Origin of the sequence: Paenibacillus sp. FSL R5-0475 (assembly GCF_038004585.1) — a bacterium.
Lineage (GTDB): Bacteria > Bacillota > Bacilli > Paenibacillales > Paenibacillaceae > Paenibacillus_AQ.
In genome coordinates this window covers 2,205,870-2,220,336 of record NZ_JBBORK010000001.1, presented here as the reverse complement: position 1 = coordinate 2,220,336, position 14,467 = coordinate 2,205,870, and the positions used below count along the sequence as shown (strand labels likewise).

The window sequence follows — 14,467 nt, the reverse complement described above, 5'->3', positions numbered from 1 at the left end:
TGAGAACAGAATATGAGTTATAAACTGAAAGATGCTAAAATCACGCATATCTCTCTGGTAGACAAGGGAGCCAACGGCATACCGTTCGCAATTATCAAAGCGCAGAAAGCCAATCAAGCCAGTACTATTCAGAAGCAAGTCCAGATCGCCAAAATCGACGACGATAAGCGGATTGTCAAAGGAGTGGTATATCAGCCAGATGTGGCAGACGCACATGATGATCAAATGGATGAAGTTGAGATCGAGAAGGCAGCCCATCTCTTCATGCAGCAACAGCACACCTACAACATCGACAAGCAGCATGATCTCGAAGTCGATAAGGGTTTTGTTATTGAGTCATACATTGCTCCTTGTGACATGACGCTTGGTGAGCAGCAGATTGTGAAGGGCTCCTGGGTGGCAGCTGTGAAAGTGACTGAAGACGATACTTGGGAGGCAATCAAGAAAGGCGAGATAACTGGCTTTTCAATGTGGGGTGTAGGTAAGCGGGAAGAGATCGAGGAGGAAGAGGAGGTATCCAAGGGAATCTTGAGCCGAATAGCCAAAGCGCTGGGCCTGATCGAAAAGGGGGCGGTCGCTGATAAATACCATAAAAACCGTAAGAACCGAGAATTTTGGGCGGCGCAGGATGCCCTCAACTCGGTTCTTTTTAATTGGGACAGTTATAACAGCGGGATGGAAACCGATGCGGAGACCATTCGGGAGGCGTTGCAGGATTTTGTGGACATTGCTGAGGACGTGTTGACCAAGGAGGATATCGTGAAAGCTATCGGCGCGCCGCCTGAAACCATTGCAAAAGCTGGTAAGAAAATTTCCGCTGGCAACCTGAAGCACGTAGATGATGCGATCGCTGCATTGACCGAACTTAAAAATAAAACGGCTCCTGTAGAGCAAGAGCCTGAGGAGGATGACGATTTGAAAGCTGAAGATATTGCCAAGGCTGTAACAGCCGCACTGGCTCCGATCGCCAAGCAGGTAGAAGGCCTGACAGCAGAAATTGCGGATCTTAAGAAAGAAGAAGGTGTCGAAGGTGACCAAGCTGCAGGCGGTGCTGCTCCGTCAGCGATCGCGGAAGAAACTGCAATTACTGATGCCATTGCCATGGCCCTAGCGCCGCTGAGTCAGCAGATGCAGACGCTGGCAGTTGACGTGCAGTTGGTAAAGAATAGCCGTGGTGCTTCCGCGCAAGGTGATGAAGAAGAAATCAGCAAATCAGAAGGCGCCGTTAGTTTCGGACGCTTCCTGTAATTCGAAGGAGGAATGTAAATCATGAGAACAAACGGTAACATCGCTAGTACGAGCATTCGTAAATCAACCATCGTTACACCAATGGACCAAAACGCCTTGAACTATGAGGAAGTGGAAGCCTTCACTGATATGGCGTACGAAGCTAACGGCTTTCTAAAAGGTATTCGCCATGAGAATAGAAAGAGTTCCAAAGGGACCATTGACAAAGTCGGTGTACGTGGCCGTAACATGCGTAGTAAGAAAGAGAATATAATGGCTTCCAACACGCCTGGTCTGACCTTTCCACAGATCCCTTATTCAGTGGAGCCGGTAATTGTTCCATTTGATATTACCGAGGAATTTATTCGCCAGACTCAGCGGGTACGTGGCCAAAACGCAGAGGATATTATTATGCGGGCTATGGCTAACAACTACGGTGAAAATATGCAAGACATCGGTTTTAATGGTGATACTGCAACCCCGAACACTGATCCGGATTATGAGTTTCTGAGCATAAATGATGGCTGGTTGAAGAAGGCACGTACCACCGGTCATTACTTAGATTGGAAGACACTTTCGGCTAAAGAGAAAACAGGGATTTTGTTTGAGGTTGAGCGTGCGATACCAACCCGGTATCGCGCCGGTGGGGTGTTCAAATATTTCATGCATCCAAATACCTTCAGCGAGCGACTTCAAATGTTGGCTGAGAAGGACACCAGCGCATCTATTCAATTGCAGATCATGGGGGGCACGAAGAAAGTCAACGCTTATGATGTTGAAGAGGTTTGGAGTATGCCGGAAGGAGCGATTCTCTTCACATATCAGCCGAACTTTGCAATGGTTCACACCTACGATATGCAGATTCGGAAGACGACTGAGGGTAAGGAGGCAATCTGGACTGATAAGCGTTTCTATGCGATTCATTCCGATTTTGACGCCATTTTTGAAGAACCTCAGGCACTGGCCTATGTGGAAGGGGTGGAATTCTAATGCCATACGTAACCTATCGAGGAAAGAACGCCTCACTTCGGTTGTATAGTATTCGTTTTGAGCCGGCTAAGCCGGTACTGGTGGAAGATTCGGTTGTGCTGGAGAAATTGCGTGATCGTTCTGATTTTGAAATCAAAACAGAAAAGATAATTCCACTGGAGGACTTGTCTCTACCGCAACTGAAGGACAAAGCGAAGAAAGCAGGCATTGAAGGTTTCACGGATATGAAGAAGCCGGATTTGATCGCCGCCCTGAAGGCACTGGAAGGCGGCGGTGTGCCGGATGCTGACAACGACACTCCTTAAGAACCGCAGCCGTGTTAGTGCTGTACAAGAGGCTACTGATGATCAGCTTGAGCAGTACATTGATGACGCACAGACCCGGATCGAGTTGTACTTACCTGTTCCTTTTCCGGAGGTGGTAGAGAAGCAGCTCATGCTGGCCTGGGTGAAGCTTGCGGAGTCGCTGGCTCTACAGGATAGCGAAGAATACCTGGCTTCCGTTGCCCGCGGTTATTCAGCGGAAAGTGACGGCGCTTGGACATATACCCGGCAGGCAGTTGAAGGGAAGACCACAGGCAATGCTGATGTGGACTCTATCCTCTTCCTGTGGGTCAAGAAGCAGCAGTCCGGGCCGAATGATGGGAACATCACGGCCTATTTGCTATGAATCACCGCATGAATACACCGCTGGAGGTATACCGGGTCGGACGCCAGAAGGATGCGGACAACTTGTTCAGCGATCGGAAGGCAGGAAAGATCGCAGATCTGAAATGTTTCGTTGTTAAGACGCAGACTGATGCCAAGGCAGAATCCACTCCTGTCATATACATTGTCAAAAAGACAATTGGTGTTCCAAAGGTAGCAGACGTCCGGATCAGCGACGAAGTGTTGCTGTTCGGACGCAAATATCTGGTGATTGACTCTAACCCACGCCGTTACTGGCGTGAGTTATTGGTGACTTGTGAGGTGAAGGGCAGTGAACATGCATGACTTTGATAATTTATCGAAGAAATTCAAGAAGCTGAGCGACGAAGGGGTTAGTCAGATCCTTAAGAACATTGCTGAGGCCGTGGGCGAAACACTTTTGAATCTGGTCATTGATGAGATTGATAAACAGGAACTGATTGACACTGGATTGATGTGGAACTCCTTTACTCGTGGAGAGAACAATAACATTTGGGAATGGGATATTGACCGCAATTCTATTACTATCGAAGTCGGTTCAAATCTTCCTTACGCACGTCATCTCAATGATGGCTACACCATCCGTAAAGCACATTATGTTCCTGGATTCTGGAAGGCAAATGGTCAGTTTGTATATGATCCGGCTGCAAAGACTGGCTTTATGGCAAAGCCGCGGTCGTTCATTGGCCGTCATTACTTTGACATCGCTGTGAAGGAACTGGAAGGCGGTATGAACGCACTGATTATGAAGCGGTTGGAGAAAGAGTTGGGGAGGATGCTGTCATGATGGATTTAGGATTGAAAGCCTGGGCAGAACTCGTGAAGCGAATATACCCGGAGTTGCCGATTCTTCGAGATCGTTCCCTTTGGCTGGCAGGGCAGTTTGATCGACCTAGTGTATTTATCGAGACGGACCTGGTATCCGATAAGGCACACACGCCGCAGGCAGACAGGATCATTGAAGATGTGGGCCTCGTATTTCATTACAACAGCCATCGTAGTGGGGCAGAAGATGCAGGGGAACCCGTCCCAATAGATATATCGCCCTTTTTCCTGTACCTTCGCCAGCGGCGGTTCTGCGTGGTTTCGCAGCGCTTTGGAATCATGATGGTTATTGAAGCCCCGCGTACTCGGCCAATGAATGATAGGATGGAAGTTACGTTTAGGTATTCATATCTGCTTCACGTTACGAAACTCATGATCAAAGATGAAGGGCAGTATGTTCAGAAGATTAACGAATTTTTTATTGATCCAAGTTGTTTTAAGGTTTGATTCTGTTGTTAAGCTAACGGGCAGTTTACGATAATAAGAATGTGCAGCCTATACTTTACAGGAAAACGAACATTCGGTAGTCTATGTATAAGTAAATACCATATAGTGGTGGCGATGATTCGTGCTACCGACGGAGAAGGAGTGCTTCACATTGGAGTTTAATAATCCAATTCTTTGGATGGGTGGTTCCCCCGACTCGGGGAAAAGCACGATAGCAAGGTACATCGTTCAAAAATACAACCTATCATACTATGATTATGATGGTAATGAAGATAGGCATCATGAGGAGATCTCCGCTCATTCAGTTGGTGTGGAAGAAATCCTTTCTTCGACCATGGAAGACAATTGGGTGTATATCACACCAGACGAATTACTTCATAGGGCAAATGCGTCATTTCGTGGTCGACTTCCTATGGTGATCCGTGATTTATCTGCAATGAATGCCAATAATCCAATTTTAGCAGAAGGCTTCGGACTTACGCCGCAACTGGTAGCCCCTTTTTTAGGCAATTCAAACCAAGCAATTTGGCTTGTGTCGGATGCACACTTTAAGATGACCTCTGCAAAGAAACGCAGGAAATTGTCAGGAGAATTTATGACAAGTGATATGGAAGACGTAGCACTGGAGAACCTGCATAAACGCGATATGCTAATTGACGCCCAAATAAGAGAAGAAGCAAGCCAGCTCGGTCTAGAAGTTATCGAAGTAAAATCCTCAGAACCTTTTGAAGTTGCTGTTAAATTAGTTGAAAAGCATTTTGATGAATATCTAAATTGTTGGAGACGTCATTCTTGACCTGTAATTGTAACGGTGATGCTGAACTAACGGTGAATGATAGTACGGCACTAACCGCCTAAGGAAAGGCGGTTTTTCTTTTGCTCAGAAAAGAGAGGAGATCATAAAGTATGAACTTAAAAAAACAGATTCGCCAGCCTACTAATGCTGTTCCGGATACCCTGAACAAGAGAACTAAGCAGGAATGGATTGAGAGCGCAGTGGTTTTGAAGCGGGAACGCTTTGAGATTGCAGGCGCTCTTTTTGATTGTGACGAAGATACTCTGCTTTCTCAGCAGGAAGTTATTCAAAAGGTACAGGCCTATTTGGGACTGACAAAAAAGGAGGAAACAGTGAATGTCGATACAGCGGAATAGACCGGGCGCGTATGTGGAGCTTCAGGCGGTTGCGAAGTCTCGTGTCTTATCGGTATCCGGCCGTGTGCTGGTGCCGTACCAAGCCGAATGGGGACAGCCAAACAAAGCAGTGGATATGGCGGATCAGTCCGAGCGATTTAAGGAATCTGGTTTACTTGTAGATGAGTTAGAACTGGCTGCAGAAAATGGCGCGACGGTAGTGGGTTATAGGGTTACCAATGGAAATGAGGTAGCTGCCTCGGTTGTTGTAGCTAGTAGCTACACAATTGAGGCACGTTATCCAGGTACTCGCGGAAATGATTTTGAGTACCTAATTCGGGCGAGTCTGGTGGATGCAACAAAGAAAGAGATTGTCATTCGGGATACGAAAGGTATTTATGATACTGAGACGTTCTTGGTCGCTGATAAAACTGAAGCTATCAATGCTCTGAAAAAGTCCAACATGGTGCGTTTTAAGGACACAGGTGCAACGACGCTGGCTGATGTTGCCTATACAAAGTTGGCCGGCGGAGTTACGGGTACTGCAGCGATTACGGCAGCCAATTGGAGCGGTATTTTTAATCGGATTGATGGTTTAGTGTTTGATGTCGTGTACTTGCCTTCTTCTGAAGCTTCGGTTCAGGCAGCCGCGAAACAATGGTTGCTGGATCGCCGCACCAAGGCTCGCAAGCTTGCACAGCTGGTCATTGCAGGGGCATTGGAAACTGATGATGACATTGAAGATCATAATACGCGCAGTCGCGCGGCCAATGCCCGGTTTATCATCAATTGCTCTTTGGCTGGTGAACACACCAATGGTAAGACCTATGGTTCTCTTCACTGGGCAGCATGGGTGGCTGGACTTGTAGCTGGAACACCGGCGAATAAATCATTTACGGGTGTTAAGGTACCAATGACTGAAGCTCTAGTGGACTGGAGTCATAGCGAAGTTTTGAAGGGGTTGGCCGAAGGCACACTGATGGCTACCCGCGACGGTTACGACTATATTATTGAGTCGGCAGTGAACACATTGACCACACTTGGGGCAGGGGAACGGGAGGACTTCGGTAAGATTCGAGTTTCCATGACGATTGACCAAATCCTGAATGACATCTACGCTGCTGGCAAAGCAAACAAGGCAAAGTTGGACAACGACAAGGATGGTCGGGGGATGTTTATCGCAGCGGTAGTCAGTTATCTGAAGACACGTGCTGAACAAAAGGCGATTGGCTCAGAATTTACATTTACCGAGCATCCAACGAAGATCAGTGACATGGATTATGCTTACTTCTCCCTGTCGGCAAAACCGCTGGACGCGATTGAAATCTTCAATATTGATTGGGAGGTGGCGTAATAGATGGAACGCGAACTTATTGGCCGTAATTTATCCGTGCAGGATGACAATGGCGACTCGATTCAGACCATTAAAGAAGTAGAGGTTATTCTGAAGCCAGAAACATTGGATATTATCCGTGCTCGGAAGATGTCTAAGACGAAACAGATTGTCGGGTATGAGATCACCGTAAAGCTGGTTATGTCAAAACTGGAGTCCTCTCTTCGTTACCGGCTCTTGGCTGATTTCAAGGCAGGTAAGACGATGTTCCTAGACCGGATCACAGGCTCTCTTGAGGACATGCAGACTGGCAACGTAGAACGGGTAATGATCAGCGGTGTGCATATTCATGATGAAATGGATTTGCTGGTTGCCAAGATTGACGACAACAATGGCATCGATATCACGCTTTCTGGTACGGCGAATGATTTTGATTTTATTGAACAGTTTCCGGATTATATGGCATAGGGACGGGTAACCGTCTCTTTTTCTTTATTTCATATCGATAAAAAAATTGGAGGAAGAATCACTATGAGCGATAAACTAGAAAAATACCTATCCAAAGGCAAATCAGGTCGTAAAGACGATACCATTACTGTGCAGGCAGACGGAGAAGAATGGTCTGTGCGCCGCCTGACCACTATTGAGGTACGCCGAGCCTATGAGCTGGCCTATGAGGAAAATGGTGATCCGAAAGATTCCTATAACGAGATCGACGTCATGATCATTAAGGCAACCGAACATGAATTTGATTGGAACAATAAAGATTTACTACTCGCCTTCAATTGCACCAGTAAATATGAGCTGCCACCGCGTATTCTAGACAATCCTGCTGATTATTCGGAGCTTAGCAAAGCTGTGCGTAATTTCCAAGAAACAAAGGACGAACTTATGAAAGAAGCAAAAAACTCATCAAGCAAGACGGAGAAGCAAGCTGGGTAGCATCCTTTTGGATTAACCAGAAGCGGCTGCCGGCTGAAATTCTACCTTATGAGGTGGATAAACAGCGGCAGTATTTTTTCTGTCTTGCGGCTGGTATGGTAGCCGAAGAAGAAGCCAAGAGAGCTCTTAGAAAATAATATGGATTTTTATTTATCTAACTTGAATTTTGAAACAACAGAACCTTGGTCTAGATCCACAGTTAACCAATCAATTGTATCTGTCCCCCCAGATCCTGGATTATAAATTTGAAAAACAAAATTTTCATTTTCCATATGAGAAAATTCAACATACGTCAGTTTATCGACGTAGCCGTACTGAACTAAATTATCAGTTGCAAATGATTTAGCAAGTTCTAAGGCTTGTTGTTGTTCCAAGGAAAGTTCATTTTTATCATCTGTAACCAGGGGAGTGTTGTGATCAAGACAGGTGCCTCCAAGTATCTCGCAACTAATCTCTTGTGTAATTAGATTCACGTGGTACCACTCCATCACTTCAGTTGTAGCTTTACTCGATTGTTTAACTATGTAATTCCCTTTATCATCAGTTCCAACTATTTTTATAGACGAAATCCTTAATTGCTCTTGATTCAGCTTAGTATTCACTAATTTTAGTGCTTCGTCTTCACTTAAATTAGAATGGCTTTCTAAGGTGCTATTAGAGTTGCTTGGATTTACGTCAGAGCTATCCTGATTAAACGTTTCTGATCCATCAATAGTCCCTGGGAGTTCACTTGATTCTGCCTTTGTTTCAACAATTGTCCCAATTTCTATTGTTTCATTTAGGTTTGTATTTAATGAGTCGTTTGTAGAAACTTTACTTCTTTCATTATGAGAACAACCAATAAGAACCAAAAAAAATAATAATATCATTACTTTTTTCATAATACTTCTCCTCAATATAAAATTTATTAATAATTTTTTTGCGTTATATCTGATTAAATCCTTATACGAACTTAACGATATGTTCATCCACAGATATTCGTGAATTTGTTTAACAATCCTGCTTCGTAGATTTTTATTACGAGTACTTAGAGACCCATATCTATATCTATAAATGCAAGGGGGTGAACAACTATAGCAGCGACAACAAAAGTGACGGTTCCGTTCGAAGCGCGGGATCTTATTTCCGGTGCTGTCCAGAATATGCGGAAAGCCATTCTTGGGGCGACTAATGATTTACTAGATTTTCGTCGAGCTTCTGGACAACTGGGAGACAACCTTGTATCTGATCTTCGACGATCCAGGAGCGCAGCAGATGAATTAGGAAGTCACATTGGTGGCGCAGCGGACGAGACGCGTCGACTAGGGCGTACTAGCGTGGATGATATTTTCCGTCGTGCTCGTTCAGGTGCGGATGATTTGCGACGTTCGGCATCTCGGGCAGATTCGGAGATTCGCGGAATGAGTGATTCCCGGGTGCACTTAAGAGCACAAGATGAGGTTAGCCCAGTCCTTGATGGTATATCTTCCAAAATTACAACGATTGCAGCAACTGCAGGAGCTCTAGTTCTAGGCGGTGGAATCAAAGACGCATTATTCGGGAATGTCATGGATTACTATTCTGAAGCTTCCCGAAGCGCGGCCTTATTGCCTACAGCTGCACGTGATCAAGGTCTTCAGACCGTGAAAGATCTAAATATTCAGGGCATTATTCCTTCACAGACGGAAGGGGCCAGACAATTAGCAGATATTGCCCCACTAGTCCGGGATAAATCGCAAACTAGCGAGTTTCTGAGAGCTTCAGCAATGATGAAATATCTCCTGCCAGATGCAGGGTTCGAAGAGATCAATCGCGCACTGGCGCAGTCAGCTGACACGTTCGGTGAAACTTATGCTTCTGTAACTGACAGCATGATATATGCCTATGAAAAAGTGGGAGATCGACAGAAAGATCTGTTCGACACATTTTGGGAGTACAGCGGTTATTTCAAAAACACCGGTGCAAACTCTGGTCAAATGGCCAACTTCTTGACACAGAGCGTGAAGGAGGGAGCCTTCAATTTCGATAAGCCTGCCGATTTTATCAAAGAGACATTCGGCGTGAAGGCTCTCGATGCGGGGGACATGGAGAAGTATTTCACTCTGCGCGGAGCTGGTAAGAACGACGCAGCAAAGCAAGCTGCCTCATTTACTAGTGACATTAACTCCGGTGAGGAGCAACGTGCAAAAGGAGCGCTAATGGCCCTAGTTGCTGATTTAGCCAGTCAGTCACAGAGTGAGTTGAAAGCTTCTCTAGTATCCCTTGGATCGGCTACAGCGGAAGACAACGGAAGTGCTGTACTTAAGACCTTTCAAGTACCTTTTCAACCTGCGCCTTCTGGTATTGCAGGGACGACGGAAAGAATGGTCCAAACTCAACAGGCCGCGAATCCGATGCAGGATATTATTCAGACTCGTGCGCAGATCGATCAGCAAATGCAGGAGTTGGGAGCGAATCTATCAACAGCAGTTCTTCCAGCGCTTAAAGAATTCAATACTCTGATCACGGAAAACAAAGATGAAATACAAGAGCTAGGAACGAAAGTTGTTGGTTTTATAAGCAAACTTACCAGCCTATATAGTGATCATTTCGATTCAATAAATGGTGCTTTAGGAGTTGTTGCTGGAGGGTTAGTAGCAGTGAAAGGAGGGAAACTACTCCAAAATGGTTATAAAAGTGTTAAAACGGCAACAGACTGGATTGGTCAGAGAAGAGGACAAACAACAACCCCAATCGATGAAGTAGGCACTCCTACCCGCCGTAGGTTCACTCTCAGACGTGGTACCACTGGTGGATCAAGTGGAGGTTTGGGTGGCAGCCTGAGTTCTTTATCATCCATGACTGTAAATGCCAGCGTTGTTTATCTTAATGAGGCTGGTGGTTTGGGTGGCTCAATTGGCGGGCAAGGTAGTCGCTCAGGAGGTAGGTCAACCCGCCGTGGGCGTACTGGTCGCTCAAGTTCTAGCACCCGAACAACGACCGGAGGCAATGGTACAGGTGGCTCGATCAGAGCACGTCGGGGCACTCGAACTACTAATATTCCTGATATCGATGCAATTCCAGACGTTGCTGCAAGAAGAGGACGAGTTACCTATCGTAATACCGATCGGCTTCGTGGGACATCAGCAATCCCGGATATCATATCAGATGTTTCAGATGTACCAGCTAGGCGGGGAGTATTAAAAGGCTTGGCCAAAGGTGGAACAAAGGCTGTAAAGGCATTGGGGGTTGTAGGTACCGTTGCTGGTATTGGCATGTCCGGGTATAGCTTGTATCAGGCGTCCAAGGACGAGGGATTAAAGGCTGGAGCTTCCAATAACGGAGGATCAATAGTCGGAGGCTTGGCAGGGGGCACAATCGGTGGAATAGTCGGATCATTAGCTGGTCCATTCGGTACCGCTGCAGGAGCAGCAGCTGGTGGCTGGGTTGGAGAAAAGCTTGGTTCCATGGCTGATAATGCTGGATGGACGAAAAAGGCAGTAGATGGTATCTATTCGATCGGTGATTGGATTACAGGTAAAGGAAAGAAGAAGGAAGAGCCTGCAGTTACCGCTAAAGTAGCGCCTGAAGCTAAGGTCACCTTTGGAAACTTAACGCCAGAGCGTGAAAAGCAACTGCAGGAGACCTTCAACGTTTTCCGGGCCAATGTGGCCAAGGATGGATTAAAGACCGCATTGACCAGCGCCGTTAACGAGAGCGGTGTAAAAGAAACGGTCGATAAGATTAAGAATACATTTGTTGGCGCGTGGAAAAGCACAGAATCGGGCAAGGCTCAGCAAAATGTGCAGGCTGTTGGAGCAGCTGCACAGAAAACAGCTGGACAGACTCAACAGTTGGGTGTAACAACGAAAACCAGCACATCTGGAATTGTTCAGGGTGCTGGTTCAGCGGGAGCGAGTATGCTCGGAATCGGGACCGCAGTAAAGACGGCCACAGATGAGACAAAGCAGCAGCTGCTATCGATACAAACGGTTACGAGTCAGAGTGAAAGCTGGGGCAGTACCATTATTACGAGGATTTCCAAGGGGATGCAAAGTAAATTCCCTGAACTTAAGTCGACAGCAATCGGTGCTATGGGTATTCTGAACACCCTGACTGGAGCAGGTGCGGCGAAATCTTTTGTTACCTCGAGTCTTCCGAATTCCAGTGGTGGTGCCGCTTATGCGAACGGCGATATTATTACTCGACCTCATATCGGTTTGGTCGGTGAGGCGGGGCCGGAAGCTATTATTCCTCTCTCAGCTGGGCGCCGGCAGCGCGGGGTGGAACTGTGGGAACGAGCTGGCGCGATGCTGGGTGTACGGGCTTACGCAAACGGAGGAATTGTTGGTGCGCAGCCTTTCCGAACTCAAGCTTACAAGGCTAAAGCCTACATTGATGATAACAACGATAATATAGGTTACGGAGCTGGATATGCCGAAGGGATTCACGGATCTCTTGAAATGGTGAAAAGGCAAGGTCTGAAGCGTTACACAAAGGCGATGAGTAAAGCGAGCAGCCTCACTGATGCTTATAAGATACGGGCAACCGGTCATGAGTTGCGCAGACAAGCCGCTAAGATGAAGAATTTCGCCAGGGGAACAAAGCTCATGGGCAAAGTGGTTCGACCTGTTGGCTACGCCATGGATGCTTGGGATATCCTCTTTGCAGGCAAAGGAAACCGCGGGCGACAGACTGCTAAGGTAGCTGGTGGAATCGGAGGCGGGATCTTAGGTGGTGCTGCAACGGGTGCAATGCTTGGAACCTTCCTCATGCCTGGTGTCGGTACCGCGGTTGGCGGAGCTATTGGTGGTTTGCTAGGGACTATTGGCGGTGAGAAACTGGCCACAAAAATGTATGATGGCATTTCTGGATTCTTTGGCCGTCGGAAAAAGCGCAAGAAAAAGTACGCCGATGGTGGGCTTATCAGTGCTCCACATATGGGACTGGTCGGTGAAGCCGGTCCGGAGATGATCATTCCACTTTCGCGGCAGCGGAGTAAACGAGGAAGAGCATTGTGGGAACAGGCAGGAAGCTTACTTGGAGTTCGTCCTTACGCAGATGGTGGTGCGGTAGGTATGAGATCGTCCAGTATCCCGGTAGCGAAGACACTGGCGAAGGCACCTGCAGCGATCCGCGATATCGTAATTGAGAACATCAACATCGATTTTGGTGAACTGGCCAAGGGAATTACCAACTTTGCTGAATTCGCCAAGATGCTGACCAGTCCACAGGGACGAGCGTTGTTCCGCAAGGTTTTCGGCGAGGAGTTGTACAATGCTCTGGAAAGTGGGGGATAAATCATGCTGACTATGATACGTGATAAGAATCGCTTCACATTTCCAATTACACCGGCAGAGATCCAGATCACCAGCAGCAATGAGATAGATTCCTTTGTTGTAATCACAGGTGAAGAGAAGACAAGTAAGAGACTCACTTCGAAGCTGAAGCGAGTCTCTTTTTCTGTGATCTTCCCACGAGCTTGGGAAGAGCTTTGGGAGACTGGAAAAGAGACGGTCGCTTACCAGTCTCCTGAACAGGCTTGGAAGTTGATGGAGGAATGGAAGCTCAAGCCGGTTGTTATTAACTTCGAATCACTGTTCTCGCAGACTATGTGGTTTGAGAGTTTCGAGGCTACGTATAAAGATGGCCAAGCGAATCTGCATATCAGTTTTAATTTCGTTGAGTTCAACCCAGTTAAAATTGTTTCATATTCCAATACAAAGCAACTCTTAAAGCCTGGTGTAATCATAACCAAGTCATCCAAAAGTCGGCCAAATACAACGGGGAAAAAAGATAGTAAAAATAAAACTAAGAAGAGCGATAAGCAGAAGAAAGCTGAAGCAAAAATAGCCGCCGACAATAAAAAGGGAAACTTTAATTATTTGGCTCAAAAGGAACGAATTCTGGACAAGAACTCTAGTGTTAAATAAAGGGCGGGATTAAAATGGACAATTTTGCAATTCTTTACGGAAAGGAGAGTAATCGACAGCTGTTGACGGATGCGGCAGTTGAATTGTCCTGGTCTTCAGCACGAGATGAAATCGCACGTAGCGCAACTATTCGACTCCGCAACGCTGCTGATCTGAAGGTAGCCGGCATGCTGATGTGCTTTTCATCACGGCTGAAAGGCATGGGAGTGCTTCATCACAAGAATCAGTTCTTCCATGGACCCATCATCAAGTATGAACAAAATGAGTTCACAGATGAATGGGAGGTTGAAGCTCGGGAGATGAGCTGGTATTTAGCGAAGAACAAAGGCACACGACCATACCTGAAGGGAGAGGCCGGTGCAGAGCTTCAGCGTTATATCAAGACTACTGGAATTGATTTTCGTTGTCCTTCGTTAGGGTTTAACCTGGATGAACGCTATGGCACGATGTTCCATTCAGAAGTTATCTTGGATGTGCTGCAAAAGGCATATGAGCGGAGCGGCTACCGTTATCATGTAGATGTAGTCCGGACGGATTCGAGTTTCTACTTACAGGTGGTTCGGGAAGGGACGAACACACTTGTTCCGGTCTTCATTCCAGAACAGATGGAAGCCAGTACCGCCGGCTATAGCATTGAGGAGACTTATACAGTCGTCACCGCGCAGAAGTATAAGGACGATAAGCTTGCTTCATCAGTAACTAAGATAGCAGCCGGTGCAGTTCAAGCCATGGGTCGAATGGAAGAGATTATCGAGGTTGAGGAAGATGAGGACCCGGCCACGATCGCTACGCAACGCCTGAAGGCTTTGTCGCAGGCGAAGCAGATTAAAAAAATTACTGTAAAGCATGAAGACCACACGCTGACAGGGCTTCGGGCTGGCTGGATGGTGTTGATCAAAACGGACCATACCTCCAAGTGGATTGTAGAGTCCGCTGAGAGCAGTTTTAAGAATGGGTTATACACTGTGAAGCTTGAGCTAGAAAGAAGGGAGTAA

The 14,467-nt window shown here is 46.6% G+C and carries 16 protein-coding genes; 15 read left to right on the top strand and 1 reads right to left on the bottom strand.

Features of this window, described 5'->3' with window-relative positions; translation table 11 throughout:
* The first annotated feature begins 12 nt into the window (after nucleotides 1–12).
* The 12 genes from MKX41_RS09710 (at nucleotide 13) to MKX41_RS09655 (ending at nucleotide 7,581) form a co-directional block, all read left to right on the top strand.
* Entirely contained in the window at nucleotides 13–1,248 is a 1,236-nt protein-coding gene (locus tag MKX41_RS09710; protein ID WP_340969983.1) for an XkdF-like putative serine protease domain-containing protein, read from the top strand.
* Between the two features lie 21 nt (nucleotides 1,249–1,269).
* Nucleotides 1,270–2,217, top strand: a complete 948-nt coding sequence (locus MKX41_RS09705; protein ID WP_340969981.1) for a major capsid protein — start codon at nucleotides 1,270–1,272, stop codon at nucleotides 2,215–2,217.
* Nucleotides 2,217–2,522 (top strand): Rho termination factor N-terminal domain-containing protein, encoded by a 306-nt coding sequence (locus MKX41_RS09700; RefSeq protein WP_340969978.1) that lies wholly within the window; start codon nucleotides 2,217–2,219, stop codon nucleotides 2,520–2,522. The genes MKX41_RS09705 and MKX41_RS09700 overlap by 1 nt, the downstream gene beginning before the upstream one ends.
* A complete protein-coding gene (locus tag MKX41_RS09695) occupies nucleotides 2,500–2,886 on the top strand; it encodes a hypothetical protein (RefSeq protein WP_340969976.1) in 387 nt (128 codons plus the stop codon). The genes MKX41_RS09700 and MKX41_RS09695 overlap by 23 nt, the downstream gene beginning before the upstream one ends.
* An 8-nt stretch (nucleotides 2,887–2,894) precedes the next feature.
* On the top strand, nucleotides 2,895–3,209 hold the full coding sequence (locus MKX41_RS09690; RefSeq protein WP_340969973.1) for a hypothetical protein: 315 nt from the start codon (nucleotides 2,895–2,897) through the stop codon (nucleotides 3,207–3,209).
* Complete coding sequence (locus MKX41_RS09685; RefSeq protein WP_340974863.1) at nucleotides 3,202–3,690, top strand: HK97 gp10 family phage protein; 489 nt, start codon at nucleotides 3,202–3,204, stop codon at nucleotides 3,688–3,690. Before MKX41_RS09690 ends, MKX41_RS09685 begins: the two co-directional genes overlap by 8 nt.
* The gene (locus MKX41_RS09680) at nucleotides 3,687–4,175 is read left to right on the top strand and encodes a hypothetical protein (protein ID WP_340969971.1); all 489 of its coding nucleotides are present in this window, start codon (nucleotides 3,687–3,689) and stop codon (nucleotides 4,173–4,175) included. The genes MKX41_RS09685 and MKX41_RS09680 overlap by 4 nt, the downstream gene beginning before the upstream one ends.
* 151 nt (nucleotides 4,176–4,326) lie before the next feature.
* A complete protein-coding gene (locus MKX41_RS09675) occupies nucleotides 4,327–4,971 on the top strand; it encodes a hypothetical protein (protein ID WP_340969968.1) in 645 nt (214 codons plus the stop codon).
* 110 nt (nucleotides 4,972–5,081) lie between these two features.
* On the top strand, nucleotides 5,082–5,327 hold the full coding sequence (locus MKX41_RS09670) for a hypothetical protein (protein ID WP_340969966.1): 246 nt from the start codon (nucleotides 5,082–5,084) through the stop codon (nucleotides 5,325–5,327).
* The gene (locus MKX41_RS09665) at nucleotides 5,308–6,660 is read left to right on the top strand and encodes a phage tail sheath subtilisin-like domain-containing protein (protein WP_340969963.1); all 1,353 of its coding nucleotides are present in this window, start codon (nucleotides 5,308–5,310) and stop codon (nucleotides 6,658–6,660) included. Before MKX41_RS09670 ends, MKX41_RS09665 begins: the two co-directional genes overlap by 20 nt.
* 3 nt (nucleotides 6,661–6,663) lie before the next feature.
* Nucleotides 6,664–7,107: a phage tail tube protein gene (locus tag MKX41_RS09660; RefSeq protein ID WP_060622117.1), complete on the top strand. Its 444-nt coding sequence runs from the start codon at nucleotides 6,664–6,666 to the stop codon at nucleotides 7,105–7,107.
* Between the two features lie 63 nt (nucleotides 7,108–7,170).
* A complete protein-coding gene (locus MKX41_RS09655) occupies nucleotides 7,171–7,581 on the top strand; it encodes a hypothetical protein (RefSeq protein ID WP_340969960.1) in 411 nt (136 codons plus the stop codon).
* A gap of 146 nt (nucleotides 7,582–7,727) precedes the next feature.
* On the opposite strand, the gene MKX41_RS09650 is transcribed toward MKX41_RS09655, so the two are convergent.
* On the bottom strand, nucleotides 7,728–8,462 hold the full coding sequence (locus MKX41_RS09650) for a hypothetical protein (protein ID WP_340969958.1): 735 nt from the start codon (nucleotides 8,460–8,462) through the stop codon (nucleotides 7,728–7,730).
* 210 nt (nucleotides 8,463–8,672) lie between these two features.
* Here MKX41_RS09650 and MKX41_RS09645 point away from each other — a divergent pair, with 210 nt between their 5' ends.
* The 3 genes from MKX41_RS09645 to MKX41_RS09635 are packed head-to-tail and all read left to right on the top strand — an operon-like array spanning nucleotide 8,673 to nucleotide 14,467.
* Complete coding sequence (locus MKX41_RS09645; protein WP_340969955.1) at nucleotides 8,673–12,839, top strand: hypothetical protein; 4,167 nt, start codon at nucleotides 8,673–8,675, stop codon at nucleotides 12,837–12,839.
* Between the two features lie 3 nt (nucleotides 12,840–12,842).
* Nucleotides 12,843–13,472: a hypothetical protein gene (locus MKX41_RS09640; protein ID WP_340969953.1), complete on the top strand. Its 630-nt coding sequence runs from the start codon at nucleotides 12,843–12,845 to the stop codon at nucleotides 13,470–13,472.
* A gap of 14 nt (nucleotides 13,473–13,486) precedes the next feature.
* Entirely contained in the window at nucleotides 13,487–14,467 is a 981-nt protein-coding gene (locus MKX41_RS09635; protein ID WP_340969950.1) for an XkdQ/YqbQ family protein, read from the top strand.

Bases quoted from the DNA above. Each gene is read 5' to 3' on its own strand.
- MKX41_RS09660 (WP_060622117.1), top strand. From the start codon at position 6,664: ATGGAACGCGAACTTATTGGCCGTAATTTATCCGTGCAGGATGACAAT.
- MKX41_RS09680 (WP_340969971.1), top strand. From the start codon at position 3,687: ATGATGGATTTAGGATTGAAAGCCTGGGCAGAACTCGTGAAGCGAATA.
- MKX41_RS09685 (WP_340974863.1), top strand. From the start codon at position 3,202: ATGCATGACTTTGATAATTTATCGAAGAAATTCAAGAAGCTGAGCGAC.
- MKX41_RS09665 (WP_340969963.1), top strand. From the start codon at position 5,308: ATGTCGATACAGCGGAATAGACCGGGCGCGTATGTGGAGCTTCAGGCG.
- MKX41_RS09695 (WP_340969976.1), top strand. From the start codon at position 2,500: ATGCTGACAACGACACTCCTTAAGAACCGCAGCCGTGTTAGTGCTGTA.
- MKX41_RS09640 (WP_340969953.1), top strand. From the start codon at position 12,843: ATGCTGACTATGATACGTGATAAGAATCGCTTCACATTTCCAATTACA.
- MKX41_RS09670 (WP_340969966.1), top strand. From the start codon at position 5,082: ATGAACTTAAAAAAACAGATTCGCCAGCCTACTAATGCTGTTCCGGAT.
- MKX41_RS09635 (WP_340969950.1), top strand. From the start codon at position 13,487: ATGGACAATTTTGCAATTCTTTACGGAAAGGAGAGTAATCGACAGCTG.
- MKX41_RS09705 (WP_340969981.1), top strand. From the start codon at position 1,270: ATGAGAACAAACGGTAACATCGCTAGTACGAGCATTCGTAAATCAACC.
- MKX41_RS09690 (WP_340969973.1), top strand. From the start codon at position 2,895: ATGAATACACCGCTGGAGGTATACCGGGTCGGACGCCAGAAGGATGCG.
- MKX41_RS09710 (WP_340969983.1), top strand. From the start codon at position 13: ATGAGTTATAAACTGAAAGATGCTAAAATCACGCATATCTCTCTGGTA.
- MKX41_RS09700 (WP_340969978.1), top strand. From the start codon at position 2,217: ATGCCATACGTAACCTATCGAGGAAAGAACGCCTCACTTCGGTTGTAT.
- MKX41_RS09650 (WP_340969958.1), bottom strand. From the start codon at position 8,462: ATGAAAAAAGTAATGATATTATTATTTTTTTTGGTTCTTATTGGTTGT.
- MKX41_RS09655 (WP_340969960.1), top strand. From the start codon at position 7,171: ATGAGCGATAAACTAGAAAAATACCTATCCAAAGGCAAATCAGGTCGT.